This window comes from Thermodesulfovibrio sp. 3462-1 (assembly GCF_040451425.1).
GTDB lineage: Bacteria > Nitrospirota > Thermodesulfovibrionia > Thermodesulfovibrionales > Thermodesulfovibrionaceae > Thermodesulfovibrio > Thermodesulfovibrio obliviosus.
The window spans coordinates 402,537-419,883 of record NZ_CP144374.1; the positions used below are offsets into that span (position 1 = coordinate 402,537).

Sequence of the window (17,347 nt, forward strand, 5' to 3'; positions counted from 1 at the left end):
ATATGAAAGTTACAACAAGCTTTTTTTACAAAACTTTTTTAAGCGATCTTAACAAACAGCTTGATGCAATGTTTAAGGCACATGAGCAGCTTGCAACAGGCAAAAGAGTTTTGTCTCCAAGTGATGATCCTGTTGCTGTATCAAGAATTGTTAAGTATAAATCAGAAATTTCAGCACTTGATGAATACAAAAGGGTAATGGATACAGCAAAAAACAATAACTCTGCCATTGAAACAGCAATTGATGATCTTAAAAACATGTTAATAAAAGCAAAACAGTATGCAGTTAATGGTTCAACTGATACACTATCGGCAACAGACAGATTAGCACTGGCACGGGAAGTGGATACATTAATTCAACGAAGCATTGAAACAATAAACACCAAATTCGCAGGAAGATATATTTTTGGAGGATTTAAAGCAGACACTCCTGCAGTCAATGCTCAAACAGGGCTTTATCAATCAGACAACAATCTTCAATATCTTGACATAAGCTTTTTCCTTGATGTTGCAGTGAATCTTCCAGCAACAGAGTTTTTCACATATACAGTAGACCCTGCAGATCCAAGCAGGAATTTGAAAGTTTTAACTCCTTATAATTACAATTTTACTCACGATCCGAATGCTCCTTATGATGCAGATCCTCTTGGAGCCTTACTTATGCCTCAACCTTCAAGTGGTGCCATAACTAATCCAGCTTCGGTATTCACCACCAATGGAGGAACTCTTACAATCAAATTAGCTCAGAATGAGGCAATAAATGTCAATATTTCAGCAGGCGCTTCGTTAGATGATATAAGAAATGCGATAAACAATGATCCACAGGCTTGCAAATATGTTAAAGCATGGGTTGTAAATGTAGGAGACTTTCCTGACTACCGTCTTGTCATTGGAAGTATTCCCAATGGAAAGTCTCAGATGATAAGAATTGATGTGAATACTTCATCAGGAGATAATCTAAATCTTTTAGCTTACAATCCAGAATCTGGCAGTGTTTCAATGAGTTTTCAGGAAAATATCCAGGGATACAACTACATCACAAACCCTAATGATCCAAATTATTACAGCTTCAACAATAATTATCTCAATGAAAATTACTACTTAAGGGCACTTCACTTTCTAAAAGTTGCTCTTGAAAACAATGACCAGGGAAGAATTCAAAAAGCAGTTGGGTATCTTGACAAAATTGCAGATTCTCTTTACAAACAACAATCTTTAATTGGTGCGAGACTGAGTAAAATTGAAAGCATCAGCGATTATAATCTTGAAGTGGAAAAAAATACAAAACAGACCCTTTCAAATGATCAGGATGTAGATGCTGTTCAGGTTATTTCAGAACTAAACCAGACAATGACAGTACTGCAGGCGATGAGAGTTACTCTTACAGATTTCTTTCGTAACACACTCTTTGATTTTCTGAGGTAATTTTGTTAGTTCTTACAAGAAAACAAGGACAATCAATAAGAATTGGCGATGATATCTTAATTAAAATTATCGAAATAGAAGGTTCACAGGTAAAAATTGGCATTGAAGCACCAAAAGGAGTAATCATATTTCGTGAAGAGCTTTATGAAAAACTTCGTGAAAGTAATATAGAAGCATTGAAAACCTCTAAGGAGCTTAAACCTGAAGACATAATGAAAGGAGCATCAAAATGATAATTATTAAAACAACACGTTTTGGCGAGCTTCAGATTGATGAAAATGAAATAATTACCTTTCCTTACGGAATTCCTGGAATTCCATTTGAAAGATTTATTGTAAGAGAATGCCTTGATCCTGTAAAATGGCTTATTGCTGTTGATGATCCTGATGTGGCAATGCTTATTGTTTCTCCATTTAAATATTTTCCAACCTATGGATTTCAATTAAGTGATGAAATTGTTAGTCTTCTTCAAGCAGAAAAAGAGGAAGAACTTGAAATTTATGTGGCTTTGCTTAAATACAACGATGGTGTAGCTGTAAACTTGAAATCTCCTTTTGTGATAAATAAAAATAAGAAAATTGGAGCTCAAATTTTACTTGAAGATGAACGCTATGAATTCAAAGTCCCAATAAAAAGATAAAAAATGAAAGTTTGGAAGGCAAAAGCAAAAATTGATTTAAACTTCAATGGGTATGAATTTAAAATCAAACCCGGTGATAAATTCCTTTTTGCTGAAGATGTTTTTAAGCTTCTTCCTGAAAATGTGGGTAAAGCCTTTGAGCAGACTCACAGTGTGCTTCCACCTTTCTACAGAGGTGAACCCCTTAATGGTAAAACTCTTCTTGTGATAGCTCAGGCTGCAATTGGTGATGCTTTATGCATGACTCCTGCATTAAGGGAGATTAAAAAGCGATATCCAGATATGACTTTGAATGTGAGTATTTCAGGTAGAGCAAGACCTGTGCTTGAAGGACTTTCATATATTGACAGTCTTGTTCCGATGCCAATTCCTTTTAAAGAAGTTTCAAGGTCTCACTACATTGTAAAAACTATTGAGATGGTTAACACTCCTCAGTTTGACAATCTCAGCCTCATTGATTACTATCTTTGGAAGCTTTATATTTATAAAGCAGAAAAGGAAACTCCAGATATTCAAATAGATGAAGCTGTGCTTAATGAGATGAAAGAACGATTTGACAAAATAAGACAAGCCTCTGGTGGCAAAAAAGTTTTACTTTTTCACTACCTTGCCTCATCTGTGCATAGAACACTACCTCCAAAGCTTTTAAAAGAAATAGAAGATTTAATCTGGAATGAGTATGTTCCTGTTATATGCTCACTTCCTGAGGAAGATATAACTGTAGAGACTGCTTTGGATGTTTATGGAATAAGGGCTGCAAATTTCTCAGTTTTTATGAAGGATATAAGATATCTCATTGCATCTGTAGCACTGTCAGATGCTGTTATTACAGCTGATACTGCAACACTTCATATAGCAGCAGGACTGAATAAGCCAACTGTGCTTGTTTCAGGACCAATTGATCCAAGCTTTCGTGCTGAAAATTATTCAACAGTTATTCCAGTAAGAGCAAACTATACAGGCCAGAGCTGCATTTCACCATGTATGAGGCATGCAACCGAAGGACCCTGCATTGAAGCCCAGATAAAAAGACAGTTTTATAGCCCTTGCATAGAAAGCATTCCTCCAAAGGTGATTTATTTCGCTCTTAAAGATGCTGAATTAATGATTCAAAAGGAATATGAAAAACCTGAAAAATGTATTTTATGCGAATTCAATGGCAATATTCCTCTCTTTGAAGTAATAAATGGTTCAAGGGTTTTTGAATGTCCATCATGTGGTTTACATTTTACATATCCAATGAAGATAATGGATTATGATGAAGCATATAGAAAAGAGCATAAAGATTTGTTAGATTTTGCAAATATTGCTTATGAATCCTATCTTAATGTGGAAGAGGAAACAAAAGAAATAGAAAAATGGCAAAATCTTCCCAGATTTAATGTTCTTATTCCAATTCTTTCACAGATTCCTAAGGGAAGACTCCTTGATGTTGGCTCTTCAACAGGATTTTTTATGTTAATTGCAAAGAAATTTGGATTTGAACCCTTTGGAATGGAAGCTTCAGAAAAAGCTCAGAAAATTGCAAGAGAAAAATACAAGCTCAATGTTGTTCAAGCAATGTCTTTTGCTGAACTTACTGATGATTTTAAAAAACCATATAAAGTTATTACAGCCTTTGAGGTCTTGGAGCATGTGCATGAGCCTTTAAATTTTTTGAAAGATATTTACTTTCTTCTTGAAAATGAAGGATTTCTTATCTTAAGCTGTCCACCTTTTTATAAATTTGAAAACACAGCTAAGGGATACAGAAAATACAAATGGTGGTATGGTGATTATCCACCAAATCATGTTACCCGATGGAAACCCTGGACACTTTATTATGCCCTTAAAAAAGCAGGTTTTGATGAAGTCCACATATTTACAGAACCTTTGATCCCAGGCACAGTTCTTGAAGGTGTAACTCCTCATGGATTTAATCTAAGGCTTGCTGATGGAAAAATTGTAGAAGTTGATGCCAATGTGACAAAAGCAGTTGTTTTAGAAACCTTAAAGCCTTTATATCTTAACTCACGCTTTCTTGGGAATTTTCAATATGCAATAGCTGTGAAAGGAAAAGTTTCAATCAATCTTGAAGAAATTATAAAAAAAGCAATAAAATATTCAGCAGTTGAAATAATCTGGGGAAGAGGAGATTGATATGCATTTTGATCCAGCTATATTTTTTTGGATTTTTCTCGTAATAATCGCAATTCAGCCAATTATAAGACAAAAACTCCTTGAAAATGCCAGAATGAGGCTTATTGCAGAGATAGAGAGAAAAAGAGGTAGCCGTGTAATACTTCTTGTTCATAGGCAGGAAACGATGAGTTTTCTTGGTTTCCCGATTATGAGATTCATAGATATCAATGATTCTGAAGAGGTTTTAAGAGCAATTCATTTAACCGATGATGACATGCCAATTGACCTTGTGGTGCATACTCCAGGTGGTTTGGCAATAGCTGCAACACAGATAGCAAGAGCTCTTTCAAGACAAAAAGGAAAAGTTACAGTTTTTGTCCCTCATTATGCAATGAGCGGTGGTACTTTGATTGCTCTTTCAGCAGATGAAATTGTAATGTGTGAACATGCTGTACTCGGTCCTCTGGATCCGCAGATAGCAGGACAGCCTGCTGTTTCAGTTTTAAGTGTTCTTCAGAAAAAGCCTTTAAATGAAATTGATGACAGTACCTTAATTCTTGCAGATCAAGCTGAAAAGGCGATAAGGCAGATGAAGGAAACAATAATAGAAATTCTTTCACATAAGCATCCGATTGAAAAAGCTCAGGAAATTGCAGAAAAACTTGTCTCAGGGGAATGGACTCATGATTATCCAATAAGCACAGAAGAGGCGAAAAAAATAGGACTTCCTGTAAACACTGATATGCCCAAAGAGATTATGCTGCTTATGAATCTTTATCCTCAGCCTGTAAGACAATCAGTTGAATATATCCCTGTAAGAAAAACTGGTAAAGTATAAATTTCATTTAGCTTTGAAAAAGACTCAGAGATTTTTTGCACTCCATCGATATTTATAAGATTTTGAGCATTCTTTTTAAAAAATAATTTTTCCCTTTTTCAGATAGAGTTCAAAATCGGCAACTCTTTTAGCTGAATCTTTATCATGTGTTGCGATGATTATGATTGAATTAAGCTTTTGTTTTAGTTGAATAATTATGTTTTCTATTATTTCTACATTTTCTTCATCTACAGAGGCAGTTGGTTCATCAAGAAATAACACTTCTGGTTCTAAAACAATTGCTCTTGCAATGCCCATTCTTTTTACTTCTCCGCTTGAAAGAGTAAGGGCATTTTGTTCTTTTTTATGAAGCAATCCAACAAAATCAAGAGCTTTTTCAACCCTTGCTTTTATTTCTTTTTTATTCATCCCTCTTACTTTTAATCCGTAAGCAACATTTTTAAAAACTGTTGTATTGAAAACTCCAATGTTTGGTAAAAGCAGTGTAATTCTTCTTCTTAAATTTAAATTATTCTCAATGGTTTTAATGCTTTCGGAATAAATAACCTTTCCACTGTCAGGATTTTCCAAGAGTGCACAAATTCTTAAAAGAGTTGATTTTCCCGATCCATTTGGCCCCATCAAAACATAGATTCCGCTTTTTTCAAATGAAAAGGAACAGCTATCAAGAACTAATTTGCCATTGTAAGATTTTGTAATGTTTAAAAGATTGAGACTTAAAGCCATTGAAATTCCTTTGTTCCCTTTTTCTGAATTGAAAACAAAACAATGTTTATTGCAAAGGAAATTGTAAGCAGCACAATCCCAAGCGCCATTGCGAGTTCAAAGTTACCTTTGTCTGTTTCAAGTGCGATGGTTGTTGTCATAACACGGGTATATCCTGCAATGTTTCCTCCAACAATAAGTATTGCTCCAACCTCAGCCATAACTCTTCCAAGTGCTGCACAAACTCCAGCCATTATTCCATATCTTGCTTCATTTATAATTGTAAGAGTCATTTGAAAAGCTGTAGCTCCAAGAGTTTTTGCAGCAAGTTTCACCACAGGGTCCACTTTAACAATTGATGAATGAGTAATTGCTGCAACAATTGGAAAGGCAAGGATGCTTTGAGCAATAATCATCGCAGAGGGAGTATAGAGAAGGCTTAAAAAACCAAGCGGTCCGCTTCGGGACAGCAAAAGATAAAGAAACAATCCAACAACAACAGGAGGAAGCCCCATGAAGGTGTTAAGTAATGTTATGAGAGTGTTTCTGCCAAAAAAATTTTTTAAACCAAGCACAGCTCCCGCAGGAATACCCAGAATTGTTGATATCACGAGAGCTGTGCCTGAAACCCTAAGAGACAAAAATATTATCTCTAAAAGTTCTCTGTCAAGATGCAGGATAAGATAAAACGCCTGCTTGAACGACTCTAAAATAAAATTCATTTTGCATTGGGAATAAACAACTGATTTCCAAATTTGTCCTTAAAAGATGCTATTGCATTTTGCCCTTCCTTTGATATGATCCAGTTTATAAACTCCATTGCTTCTTTATATTTTACATGTTTATGTTTTTGGGGATTTACTGCCATAACACCATATTGATTAAAGAGAATTGGATTACCTTCAAAAAGTATTTTCATATCAAGCTTGTCTCTTATAGCAAGCCATGTTCCTCTGTCAGTAAGGGTGTATGCTCGCTTTTCATTTGCGATTCTTAAAGTCTTTTCCATTCCCTGACCTGCTTCAAGATACCATTTCTGTCCCTTTGGATTAATTCCTGCCATTTCCCATATTTTTAGTTCTTTTACATGGGTGCCTGATTTGTCACCTCTTGAAATAAAAAGGCTTTGTGAGGAAGCAATTCTTTTAAATGCATCTGTTGCTTTCTTTAATCCCTTTATTTTTGCTGGATCGTTTTCAGGACCCACAATGACAAAGTCGTTATAACAAACATCATGACGGTTTACAAAATAGCCTTGTTGGACAGCTTCAAGTTCAAGTTCTTTTGCATGAACAAATACTGCATCAGCATCTCCTCTTTTTCCCATTTCAATTGCTGCACCTGTTCCTCTTGCAACGACCTTTACTTTAATGCCTGTTTTTTTCTCAAAAATTGGCAGAATATGGTTGAGTAATCCTGAGTTTTCAACCGAAGTAGTTGTAGCAAGAACAATCACCTTTTCCTGAGCAGTTGAAACAGTTGCAAAGAAAAACAGTAAAAAGAATACACTTGCTAAAATTTTCATCTTACTCCTCCTTGTATTTGATTATATATAACGATGTCCATAAAAAATTAAATTTTGAAATTTTTAATTTCCTTTTCAAGAAATTTTTTAAAATTTTTATGAATTCTCCAGAACTGATCAATTGCTTTTTCAGCAACCTCTGTAACTGTAGTTCCACCGCCACTTTTACCACCAACTTGTGTTTTCACAAAGGGCTTTCCTGCTTGTCTATTCATTGAATTTATAAGTTTCCATGCCTGCCTGTATGACATGTTCAAGGATTTAGCAGCCTTTGAAATTGAACCATACTGCTTGATTTTCTCAAGTAGTGTGACTCTTCCATAGCCAAGAAAGGTTCCTTCGCTGCCTTCAATCCATATTTTCCCTTTAAGTTCATAGCCTTTCTGTTTTCCGCTGCCAGTAATACAAAACTGATGTGGATCTTTTAATGCTTTTCTTCCTCTTTTTTTCACGATATGGAAATATACAATAAAATATAACGAGATGTCAAGGATCTTCAGCCTGACATCTCGTTATACAGGAGAAAATGGAGGATGCTGTTACGCCAGATTTTGTCAGACTCGCAATTGCAGAAAAGATAGTTTTATCACGAAACACTTTCATTTTCATTCCAAGCCTGATGGAAGCATTCCCCGCTTTTTTATATTTTTCGCTCGTTAAGAAATCTTACCCAAACAGGACAGTGACTCAATTAGCTTAATTCTAATGGCAATTTTTAAATGAAATTTTTTCTTGACAAATGAGAATGATTTTCATTAAAATAAAAATAGAAAAACTTTCAAGGAGGTGATTAAAATGCCTTGGGGAGACAGAACAGGACCTCTTGGAGCAGGTCCAAGAACAGGCAGAGGATTAGGATATTGTAGTGGTTTTGCAACTCCAGGATATATGAATCCAGCGCCAGGTAGAGGTTTAGGAAGGGGTAGAGGATGGAGATGTTTTGGAGGTTTTAGAGGAAGATTTAGATGGTTTTGGAGAACACCTTTTTTCGGAATTTCTTCAAGAGAGGAGGTGGATTTACTCAGAGAAGAAGCAGAAATGCTTAGAAAAAATCTTGAAGCTGTTGAGAAGCGTTTGAGTGAGCTTGAAAAAGGTGAAACAAAGTAAACCGGAGGTTTTGCCTCCGGTTAAATTTTTATTAGGAGGAAAAAAATGAAAAATATTGCAATCTTAGCATGCACAATGATTAGAGAACAAAATCTGTGTCCTGGTGATGCAAAATGTCTTGTTGCTTTTATGCATAAAGAAGGAGAATTTGAGCGTTATAAAAATGAAGATGCTGCTATTGTTGGAATTATGAACTGTGGTGGCTGTGAAGGAAATAAAAACAGAGCAGTGTGTAGCCTTGCTCTTTTAAAATCGCAACTTGCAGATCTTGGTGAAAATGTTGATGTTTTACACATCGGAACATGTATTATGAAATTTTGTCCGAGAAAAGAAGATATCATATCAGCTATAAAAGAAAAAGCAGGTATAGAAGTAATTGAAGGAACACATAAATATTAAATATGCACCACCAACAATTTTTGGTAAATAGGAGGTTAAAATGAGATTAGCAATAGCAACAGAAAATGGGTATGTAGCTCAGCATTTTGGAAGGTGCCCTGGCTTTACGATAGTTGACATTGAAGATGGAAAAATTATAAATAAAAATTTAATTGAAAATCCAGGTTATAAAGCTCACCAGCCAGGCCAGGTTCCGATGTTTTTAAGAAATCAAAGTGTGACTCATGTTATAGCAGGTGGGATGGGTCCAAATGCTGTGATGAATCTTCAGGCAGCAGGAATAAAGGTTATTGTTGGAGTAACAGGAAAAGTGGAGGATGTTATTGCTCAATTTCTGAGCGGCACACTGAGTGGCGGAGAAAGTCTTTGTGAGCATGGTCATGGAAACTGTAAACATTAAAGGTTAAAGGAGGAAAAATCGTGAAAATATGCATTACATCGCAGGGTAATGATTTAAACTCAGAGCTTGATCCAAGATTTGGTCGTTGTAAGTATTTTATTTTTATTGATACTGATACAATGCAGTATGAAGCAGTTGAGAATCTGTGGAGGGATGCTCAGCAGGGAGCAGGCACGCAGGCAGGTCAGTTTGTTGCCTCAAAAGGCGTTAAAGCTTTAATTACTGGCAAAATAGGACCAGGTGCAGAAAGAGTTATAAAAGCAGCAGGAATAAAAGTTCTTGAAGCTCATGGTAAAATAATAGATGTAATAAATAAACTTCAGGAGGAGGGTAAATGACAGAGAAAAAGGAAAGCTGCCAGTGCGATGAAAGACAGGAAATTAAAAAGGATATTGCCTTAAAGGCAACTGTTTCTGCAATCAAAAAGAAAATTTTAGTTCTTTCAGGTAAAGGAGGAGTTGGCAAAAGCACTGTTTCAACAAATCTTGCTGTAGGACTGTCACAAAAGGGCTATCATGTGGGATTGCTTGACATTGACATTCATGGGCCGAATATTCCAAACATGCTTGGCTTGCAAGGATTCCCTCCGCTTATAACTGATATGGGGCTTTTTCCCATAAAAATGTATGATAATCTTCAAGTGATTTCAATTGGTTTCTTCCTTGAAGAAAAAGATACTCCTGTTGTATGGCGTGGACCTTTAAAACACAGGATGATTGAGCAATTCTTGACCGATGTTCGCTGGGGAGCGCTTGATTATTTAGTTGTTGACTCTCCTCCAGGAACAGGAGATGAAATAATATCAATTGTTCAGCTTCTTGATAAGGTTGACGGAGCAGTTATTGTTGCTACACCACAGGATGTTGCATTAGCTGATGTTCGCAGGTCAATAAAATTTTGTCTTGAAGGCTCAATTCCTGTACTTGGGATAGTTGAAAATATGAGCGGATTTGTGTGCCCTTATTGTGGTAATACTGTAGAAATATTCAAAACTGGTGGAGCAGAAAAGCTTGCGCAGGAATACAAAGTGCCATTTCTTGGTAAAATTCCAATTGATCCGAAAATTGTTGAAGCTGGAGATGATGGAAAGCCTGTAATGATTTATTATCCGAATAGCAAACCAGCAGAGGCTTTCTCAAATATAATTAACAAAATTATGGAAGTCTTAAAAGTATGATTATTGACTTAACTATTCTTTTTGATAACTATCCTCAAGAGGAAGGGTTTGAAACAGGTTGGGGATATAGCTGTTTTGTAAAAAAAGCCTATGGTGGAATTCTTTTTGATACAGGAGCAGATGGAGAAAAATTGCTTAGAAACATCCAACGAGCAGGGATAAAGCCTGACAGAATTACAAGAATTATTATCTCTCATTTTCATAAGGATCATTCAGGTGGCTTAAAAGAGATTGCAACAATTAGCAATAAAGCTGAAATTTATGTAGGTGCATCACTGTATGAAGAGATAAAAAAATCATTGCCCTCAGCAAAAATCTACAAAGTAGACTCTGAGCCTCTTGAGATAATGAATGGAGTTTATCTTACAGGTGAGCTTGGAGAAAAGATAAAAGAGATATCCCTTGTTATAGATACAGGCAGTGGTTTAGTAATTGTTACAGGCTGTGCTCATCCAGGGATAAAGGAAATCATAGATAAAGCTCATCAAATAGTTAATGATAAAATATTTGCAGTTATAGGAGGGTTACATCTTAAGGATAAAAAGGAGGATGAAATAGCTGATATAATAAAATTTCTTAAAAATGAAGGAATAAAATACATTGCACCTTCTCATTGCACAGGAGATCTTGCAAGATCGCTTTTCAAAAAAGCATTTGGTAAAGGTTTTATAGAAGTAGGAGTGGGAAGTCATATATATATTGGAGGCTCCTGTGACTATGTCTAATCCTTTTGAATCTTATGTTACTGAGTATGACAAGTGGTATGACTCAGAAAAGGGAAAGATTATATATGAAAATGAAGCAAAATGTATTCAAAAGTTTCTTGGCAGTTGTAAAGATAGAATTCTTGAAGTAGGAGTTGGGACAGGAAGATTCGCTGTTTTATCCAAAAATGTTACAGGAGTTGATAAAGCATTCTCTCCACTTAAAATAGCAAAACTGAGAGGAATTCCAGTGGCAAGAGCAAAGGCAGAGGTTTTACCTTTCAGGGACAAAACTTTTTCCTGTGTAATGTTTATTGTAACTCTTCCTTTTGTTGAAAATGTTTTCCTTGCACTTAATGAAGCAAAAAGAGTCTTAAAAGACAACGGTAGTATAATTGTTGGAGAAATCTTTCTTGATTCTTATTTAGGCAAATTATATGAAGAAAAGAAAAGACAGGGACATCCCTTTTACAGATTTGCAACATTTTATCATTTCACTGAGTTTCAGGAAATACTCTCTCAATGCTGTTTAAAAACTGAAAAAGTCTTTGGAACATTGAAAAATTTTTCCTTTCAGAATCCTGAGCCTGAAGAACCTGAGGAAATAGACATAAAAAATTTTGAAGAATTACCAGGTTTTGTATGCATGGAGATAAAAAAATGGTAATTTCAGTGGCAAGTGGAAAAGGTGGAACAGGAAAGACAACAATTGCTGTATCTTTGGCATTAAGTATTGAAAACTCTCAGATAATTGATTGTGATGTTGAAGAACCAAATGCGAGGCTTTTTTTAAATCCAGAAATAAAACAAAAGATTGAGGTAACCTCTGTTATTCCTAAGGTTGATAAAGAAAAATGTAATCTTTGTGGCTACTGTAGCAACGTCTGTGCTTACAATGCCTTAAGCGTGATTAAACTTGACAGCTCAGGTGATGTTATTTTATTTCCTCAACTGTGTCATGGATGTGAAGGATGTATTTTGCTATGTCCTGAAAAAGCAATGCAAAAAGACTATAGAACAATCGGAGAAATCACAGTGGGCAGCAGAGAAAATGTTGAATTTATTGAGGGAAAGCTTAATATTTCAGAAGTTCTTGCCCCTAAGATAATTGAAGAAGCAAAGAAATTTATAAAGCCAGATAAAATTACAATAATTGATGCACCTCCAGGAACATCATGCCCTGCTGTAGCAGCTGTTAAAGGCTCTGATTTTTGTATTCTTGTTACAGAGCCAACTCCTTTTGGGCTCCATGATCTTGAGCTTGCCTACGAGGCAACCAGAGCTTTAAAGATTAAATCAGGCGTTATTATAAATAAAAGTGGAGATGATCAGCTTATAGAAGAATTTTGCAGAAAAAATAAAATCCATGTTTTACTGAAGATTCCTTTTAACAGAGAAATAGCAGAAACTTATTCAAAAGGCATTCCCCTTGTAAAAGCAATGCCTCAATATAAAGAGATTTTTCAGAAAATTTATAAAGATATAAAGGAAAACCTATGAAACAGATTTTGGTAATAAGTGGAAAAGGTGGAACAGGGAAGACATTTTTTACAGGATGTCTTGCAACTGCTTTACATAATAAAGTTTTAGTAGACTGCGATGTAGATGCTGCAAATCTTCATTTACTTTTACATCCGCAAATAAAACAAGCTCATGATTTCATAGGAGGAAAGATTGCCCTGATAGATAAGACTAAATGTATTCAGTGTGGAGTATGTAAAGAAGTTTGTAAATTTGACGCAATAGACAATGATTTTCAAGTTGAGGAACTTTCCTGTGAGGGTTGCACAATCTGTAGCTATGTATGTCCTGAAAAAGCCATACTCCTTAAGGACAGAGTTTCAGGTCAGTATTTTGTATCTGAAACAAAATATGGCACCCTTGTTCATGCTCAGCTTGGCATAGCACAGGAAAATTCAGGGAAGCTTGTTACAAAGCTTAGAGAGCTTGCAAAAGAGATTGCGCAGATAGAAAAAGCTGAGTATATAGTAATTGATGGACCTCCTGGGGTTGGCTGTCCTGTTATGGCTTCAATGACAGGTGTTGATCTTGCTATTGCAGTAACAGAGCCAACCCTCTCAGGAATGCATGATCTTAAAAGATTGATAGAGCTTGCAAAGCATTTTAAGGTGCCTGTTAAGGTTGTTATAAATAAATATGATTTGAATGATGAAATGAGTTCACAGATGGTTAAAGAGCTTGAACATTTAGGCATTGAAGTTTGTGGCAAAATTCCATTTTCAGAAGAAATTTTAGCTTCAGTGAAAGCATGCAAACCTTTTTTAGAGTTCGCAAAAAACAGTTTAGCCAGTGAGATTGCGGGACTGATAGATAAAATTATTTAAAATTAACCTTAACCATGTGAACTGAGCAAGAGATGCAAGGGTCATAAGCTCTTACAAGCATTTCAAGGGCAAGTGTTATCTCTTCTTGAGACTGGTTTATGATTTCTGGAACGAGCTTTAACATGTCAAGCTCTATGTTGTGTGTATTTTGATTTGTGGGAATAACACAGTTTGCATTTCTAAATATTCCTCTTTCATCGCACTCATAGTGATGAATCAACAATCCACGTGGAGCTTCAACAACACCAACTCCTTCTCCAGCACGCTGTGGAAGTTTACCAAGCTCATTTATATCAGGAACAATTATCTCATCATAGTTTATTCCCTTTTGCCAAAGAAGCTCTACAATTCTTATGGCATCTTCAACACAATGAACACACTCAACAATCTGAGCTACGGTATTAAAATAGGGATTTATGCATTTTGGTTTCAGATTCAAAACCGTGGCTGCTTGCTTTGCTTTTGGATGAAGCTTTTCATGATTTAGATTAAATCTCGCAAGTGCTCCCACAGCATATGACTCTCTATGCCAACGAGTTCTTTTAGCAGTTGCATAGGGAACAATGAATTCATTTGTAACATTTTTATATTCATATTTGCTCACTCTGTATCCATCTGTTGAACCAATATCTCCGTATAGCAGTGGATACTCATCTTCATCGTTAATAAGTGCTACATACTCTGTGTCTCTTTCAAACTCTGGGAAAGTGAGTTTACTGAAAAGTTCAACAGTAGCCTCCACATCGTGCTTTAGCTCCAGAAGCCTTTTATGCATCTCTTCAAGATCACCTGGGTTTGGAAGTTTTGTAAATCCACCAATAACCGCACTGATTGGATGAACATGCCTTCCAACAAGTATGTCACACAGTTCATTGCAGAGCCTTTTCATTCTAAGTGCTCTTCTTACAAAATCAGGGTTAGATTTTATAAGAGGAACAAAACTTGGAACACCAACAAGGTCTGGAGCAACGAGAAGATATATATGAAGAATGTGACTGTCAAGCTGTTCATAATGAAGTAGAAGCTTTCTTAAAAGTGTGGTTTGCTCAGTTGGTTTTATTCCCAAGGCGTCCTCAGCTGCCTGAATTGATGCAAGAGTGTGTGCACAGGAACAGATTCCACAGATTCTACAGGTTATGTGAGGTGCTTCATAAATCGAACGACCTCTCAGGAATGCCTCAAAAAATCTTGGAGACTCAACGATTTCAAGTCGGCAAATTTCGAGCTTTCCATCTTTAACTTCAACTACAATGTTTCCGTGTCCTTCAACACGGGTTAGATAATTAACATTAATACTAATGTTTTGAGTCACGATTTATCAAGCTCCTTGCACTTGTTATACATCTCTATTTTTTTTATTAAAAAATCTTCAGGTATATTGTATTTTTTAAGAACTTCTTTGAAACCCTCTATATTTGGATTAATTGTAAGTCCTCTACAACCATAGCAGATATTGCCATTATTAATACACCATGAGTTACATCCTGCCTTTGTAACAGGTCCCATACAGGTAAGTCCTCTATCATACATGCAGATATTTTCATTTAGTTTGCATTCAACGCAAACAGGATACTCAGGCACATAATAGGGTATTCCCTGAAGTATGCATTTAACAACAGTAAGAAATTCTGGCTGGTAAATGGGACATCCATTAATAAAATAATCTACCTTTACAACCTGATGCACAGCTTTTGTATGAATGGTAGGGAAAAATTTATATGACTCACCATAAACATATTTACCCACTTCTTCAAGCTGAAAGGAGTTTTTCATTCCATTAATACCACCAATTGTGGCACAGGAGCCGAGAGCAACAAGAATTTTGCTGCGCTCTCTTATTTTTTTAACTCTCTGCACAGCATGTTCATCTGTAATGCTTCCTTCAACAAAGGCTACATCAAACTCTCCATCCCACTTTTCAGACATTACTTCTCTGAATTCAACAACTTGGACAATATCAAGAACATCAATCAGTGGTTCACCTATGTTTGCCACCTGAAGCTGACATCCTTCACAGCAGGCAAAATCAAAAAATGCAACTTTTGGTTTACTCATCAGAGTGCCTCTGCCATATCCATTATTTCTTTAAAAGTGAAAACAGGACCATCTTTACAGCAATAAAGATTTTGAATCTGGCACCTTCCACATTTACCCATCCCGCATTTCATATGTCTTTCAAAACTGAGCAAAATCTGATCAATTGGTAATCCCTTTGCAAGAAGCTCTTTTATTACGAACTTATACATAACAGGAGGTCCTACAACTGCAGCATAGGTCCTCACAGGATCAATATCAACTCCAGGGATTAGTGAGGTAATCAGTCCTACATTTCCTTTCCAGTCAGGGTCTGCTCTGTCAACAGTACAGGCAAAGTGTATATCAAGCCTTTTACTCCAGTCTTCAATTTCATCGGCAAAAAGAAGCTCTCCAGGGGTTTTGCATCCAAAAAGTATATGTATTTCGCCGAAATCTCTACGGTTATCAATTGCATAAAGTATCAATGATCTCAGCGGTGCAAGTCCTAACCCCCCAGCTATTATTAATAGATCGTGTCCTTCAATCATTTTTATTGGGAATCCATTCCCATAAGGACCTCTAACTCCGATAATGTCTCCAGCATTTAATTTATGAAGAGAGTTTGTGACTTTTCCAACTGCTCTTACGCATATTTCAAAGTATTCCCTATTAAGAGGAGAAGAACATACAGATACAGGAATTTCACCTATTCCCATTAAAGAGACCATTATGAATTGACCTGGTTCAAAATCAAGCCATGTGCTATTTTCAAAAGCTATTTTGAAAAGTTTTTCCTTTTCTGTGAGAGGTTTTATATCCAGAATTCTTGCTTTTTTTAGATTATAGGGTGAATCCTTTATAACCACTTGCGCCATATTTTTGTCTCTGACTCCTTTATGAGAGATGTCAAAACTTCTTTAAGATTAATTTTTGCCATACATGTTCTGGAGCATCTTCCACAGCCTGTACAAAAAACCATACCATAACGGTCAATATGATATCTGAATTTTCTGTAAAATCTATGTCTCTGTCTTGCTGAACGCTCTCTGCGAAAATCTATTCCACCTGCAACCTTTGCAAAAGGATCAAGTTGACAGGAAAACCACACTCTGTATCTTTCACCTGCCTCAAGACTTAAATCAACTTCTTCTTTTATATCAAAGCAGTAACATGTAGGGCATACTGCTGTGCAGTTTCCGCAACTAAGACACCTCTGTTCAAGCTCTTTCCATACAGATGCATTAAAGGAACGGTCAAAAAGGTCTGGAAGATATCTTCTTTCTGTTGGAACTTCGTTATTAAATATTTTTAGTTTTTTCTCTCTCAAGGCTTTAAGTTCTTTTATATGAAATTCCTCTGCAGGTTTAAATAACTCTGTTTTCTCAATTATATCAGAGCCTTTTGAAGAATGAATGTGAACTATAAAATAATCCCCAAGTTCTGTAAACATCAAATCATATCCTGTTGTTGGTATATGGGCACCAACAAATGAACAGCTTGCATACTCATCGCAATAATCATTACACTCAAGCCCTATTATTGTTATATGTTTTTTTCTTATTAAATAGCCAGTGTCTTTAGGTTTGTCTGAAAGAACCATATTAAGGCATTTTATTCCAGCTATATCACAAGTATGGACACCAAAAAGGATTAAATTTTCATAGTCAACAGTAGGTTCAATTTTTAAATTCTCTTTTACATCAAACTTTAACAAGGTTTCTTTCTGTGGCATAAAATATTTCTTTGGTGGAATTATTGTTGGAATATATTTAAGACTCACTTCATCAGCAGATTTTATTTCTTGAAAAGTATAATTTTTAAATCCCTTATAAACAGGTGCAGCCACTTTGGAAAAAGAAATTAAAGAGTTTATGAAATCATTAATTTTTGATTTTTCAAGTATTTTATATTGTTCAACTTTCATTTTCTGCCCAAAAAAACAATGA

The 17,347-nt window shown here is 35.7% G+C and carries 22 protein-coding genes; 14 read left to right on the top strand and 8 right to left on the bottom strand.

Features of this window, described 5'->3' with window-relative positions; translation table 11 throughout:
- Positions 1–2: 2 nt before the first annotated feature.
- The 5 genes from flgL to V4D31_RS02010 are packed head-to-tail and all read left to right on the top strand — an operon-like array spanning position 3 to position 5,023.
- Positions 3–1,424, top strand: a complete 1,422-nt coding sequence (gene flgL / locus V4D31_RS01990; protein WP_353686577.1) for a flagellar hook-associated protein FlgL — start codon at positions 3–5, stop codon at positions 1,422–1,424.
- Positions 1,425–1,426: 2 nt separating this feature from the next.
- Positions 1,427–1,657, top strand: coding sequence for a carbon storage regulator CsrA (gene csrA / locus V4D31_RS01995; RefSeq protein WP_353686578.1), 231 nt, complete (start codon positions 1,427–1,429; stop codon positions 1,655–1,657).
- A complete protein-coding gene (gene fliW, locus V4D31_RS02000; RefSeq protein WP_353686579.1) occupies positions 1,654–2,064 on the top strand; it encodes a flagellar assembly protein FliW in 411 nt (136 codons plus the stop codon). Before csrA ends, fliW begins: the two co-directional genes overlap by 4 nt.
- Positions 2,065–2,067: 3 nt before the next feature.
- Positions 2,068–4,203, top strand: a complete 2,136-nt coding sequence (locus tag V4D31_RS02005) for a methyltransferase domain-containing protein (RefSeq protein ID WP_353686580.1) — start codon at positions 2,068–2,070, stop codon at positions 4,201–4,203.
- Position 4,204: 1 nt separating this feature from the next.
- Positions 4,205–5,023 carry a hypothetical protein gene (locus tag V4D31_RS02010; protein ID WP_353686581.1) on the top strand — a complete coding sequence of 273 codons (819 nt, stop codon included), beginning with the start codon at positions 4,205–4,207 and terminating at the stop codon, positions 5,021–5,023.
- 75 nt (positions 5,024–5,098) lie between these two features.
- On the opposite strand, the gene V4D31_RS02015 is transcribed toward V4D31_RS02010, so the two are convergent.
- The 4 genes from V4D31_RS02015 to V4D31_RS02030 are packed head-to-tail and all read right to left on the bottom strand — an operon-like array spanning position 5,099 to position 7,705.
- Positions 5,099–5,749: an ATP-binding cassette domain-containing protein gene (locus V4D31_RS02015; RefSeq protein WP_353686582.1), complete on the bottom strand. Its 651-nt coding sequence runs from the start codon at positions 5,747–5,749 to the stop codon at positions 5,099–5,101.
- Entirely contained in the window at positions 5,740–6,450 is a 711-nt protein-coding gene (locus tag V4D31_RS02020) for an ABC transporter permease (RefSeq protein WP_353686583.1), read from the bottom strand. The genes V4D31_RS02015 and V4D31_RS02020 overlap by 10 nt, the downstream gene beginning before the upstream one ends.
- On the bottom strand, positions 6,447–7,253 hold the full coding sequence (locus V4D31_RS02025; RefSeq protein WP_353686584.1) for a substrate-binding domain-containing protein: 807 nt from the start codon (positions 7,251–7,253) through the stop codon (positions 6,447–6,449). Before V4D31_RS02025 ends, V4D31_RS02020 begins: the two co-directional genes overlap by 4 nt.
- Positions 7,254–7,300: 47 nt before the next feature.
- Positions 7,301–7,705, bottom strand: a complete 405-nt coding sequence (locus V4D31_RS02030; protein ID WP_353686585.1) for a LysR family transcriptional regulator — start codon at positions 7,703–7,705, stop codon at positions 7,301–7,303.
- Positions 7,706–8,048: 343 nt separating this feature from the next.
- Between V4D31_RS02030 and V4D31_RS02035 the strand changes: the two genes are divergently transcribed.
- The 9 genes from V4D31_RS02035 (at position 8,049) to V4D31_RS02075 (ending at position 13,385) form a co-directional block, all read left to right on the top strand.
- A complete protein-coding gene (locus V4D31_RS02035) occupies positions 8,049–8,360 on the top strand; it encodes a DUF5320 domain-containing protein (RefSeq protein ID WP_353686586.1) in 312 nt (103 codons plus the stop codon).
- Between the two features lie 75 nt (positions 8,361–8,435).
- A complete protein-coding gene (locus V4D31_RS02040) occupies positions 8,436–8,759 on the top strand; it encodes a CGGC domain-containing protein (RefSeq protein ID WP_353687072.1) in 324 nt (107 codons plus the stop codon).
- Between the two features lie 40 nt (positions 8,760–8,799).
- Positions 8,800–9,159: a NifB/NifX family molybdenum-iron cluster-binding protein gene (locus tag V4D31_RS02045; protein ID WP_353686587.1), complete on the top strand. Its 360-nt coding sequence runs from the start codon at positions 8,800–8,802 to the stop codon at positions 9,157–9,159.
- A 20-nt stretch (positions 9,160–9,179) separates the two neighbouring features.
- A complete protein-coding gene (locus V4D31_RS02050; protein ID WP_353686588.1) occupies positions 9,180–9,497 on the top strand; it encodes a NifB/NifX family molybdenum-iron cluster-binding protein in 318 nt (105 codons plus the stop codon).
- Positions 9,494–10,336, top strand: a complete 843-nt coding sequence (locus V4D31_RS02055; protein WP_353686589.1) for an Mrp/NBP35 family ATP-binding protein — start codon at positions 9,494–9,496, stop codon at positions 10,334–10,336. The genes V4D31_RS02050 and V4D31_RS02055 overlap by 4 nt, the downstream gene beginning before the upstream one ends.
- Positions 10,333–11,061 carry an MBL fold metallo-hydrolase gene (locus V4D31_RS02060; protein ID WP_353686590.1) on the top strand — a complete coding sequence of 243 codons (729 nt, stop codon included), beginning with the start codon at positions 10,333–10,335 and terminating at the stop codon, positions 11,059–11,061. The genes V4D31_RS02055 and V4D31_RS02060 overlap by 4 nt, the downstream gene beginning before the upstream one ends.
- Positions 11,054–11,707 (top strand): class I SAM-dependent methyltransferase, encoded by a 654-nt coding sequence (locus tag V4D31_RS02065; protein ID WP_353686591.1) that lies wholly within the window; start codon positions 11,054–11,056, stop codon positions 11,705–11,707. The genes V4D31_RS02060 and V4D31_RS02065 overlap by 8 nt, the downstream gene beginning before the upstream one ends.
- Complete coding sequence (locus V4D31_RS02070) at positions 11,701–12,540, top strand: ATP-binding protein (RefSeq protein ID WP_353686592.1); 840 nt, start codon at positions 11,701–11,703, stop codon at positions 12,538–12,540. The genes V4D31_RS02065 and V4D31_RS02070 overlap by 7 nt, the downstream gene beginning before the upstream one ends.
- Entirely contained in the window at positions 12,537–13,385 is an 849-nt protein-coding gene (locus V4D31_RS02075; protein WP_353686593.1) for an ATP-binding protein, read from the top strand. Before V4D31_RS02070 ends, V4D31_RS02075 begins: the two co-directional genes overlap by 4 nt.
- On the opposite strand, the gene V4D31_RS02080 is transcribed toward V4D31_RS02075, so the two are convergent.
- Genes V4D31_RS02080 through V4D31_RS02095 form a run of 4 tightly spaced genes read right to left on the bottom strand, consistent with a single transcriptional unit; the run spans position 13,378 to position 17,325 of the window.
- The gene (locus V4D31_RS02080; RefSeq protein WP_353686594.1) at positions 13,378–14,697 is read right to left on the bottom strand and encodes a Ni/Fe hydrogenase subunit alpha; all 1,320 of its coding nucleotides are present in this window, start codon (positions 14,695–14,697) and stop codon (positions 13,378–13,380) included. The two genes, V4D31_RS02075 and V4D31_RS02080, sit on opposite strands and share 8 nt — an antisense overlap.
- Entirely contained in the window at positions 14,694–15,440 is a 747-nt protein-coding gene (locus V4D31_RS02085; RefSeq protein WP_353686595.1) for a cytochrome B, read from the bottom strand. Before V4D31_RS02085 ends, V4D31_RS02080 begins: the two co-directional genes overlap by 4 nt.
- On the bottom strand, positions 15,440–16,276 hold the full coding sequence (locus V4D31_RS02090; RefSeq protein ID WP_353686596.1) for an FAD/NAD(P)-binding protein: 837 nt from the start codon (positions 16,274–16,276) through the stop codon (positions 15,440–15,442). Before V4D31_RS02090 ends, V4D31_RS02085 begins: the two co-directional genes overlap by 1 nt.
- Positions 16,258–17,325 carry a 4Fe-4S dicluster domain-containing protein gene (locus tag V4D31_RS02095; protein ID WP_353686597.1) on the bottom strand — a complete coding sequence of 356 codons (1,068 nt, stop codon included), beginning with the start codon at positions 17,323–17,325 and terminating at the stop codon, positions 16,258–16,260. Before V4D31_RS02095 ends, V4D31_RS02090 begins: the two co-directional genes overlap by 19 nt.
- Positions 17,326–17,347: the final 22 nt, after the last annotated feature.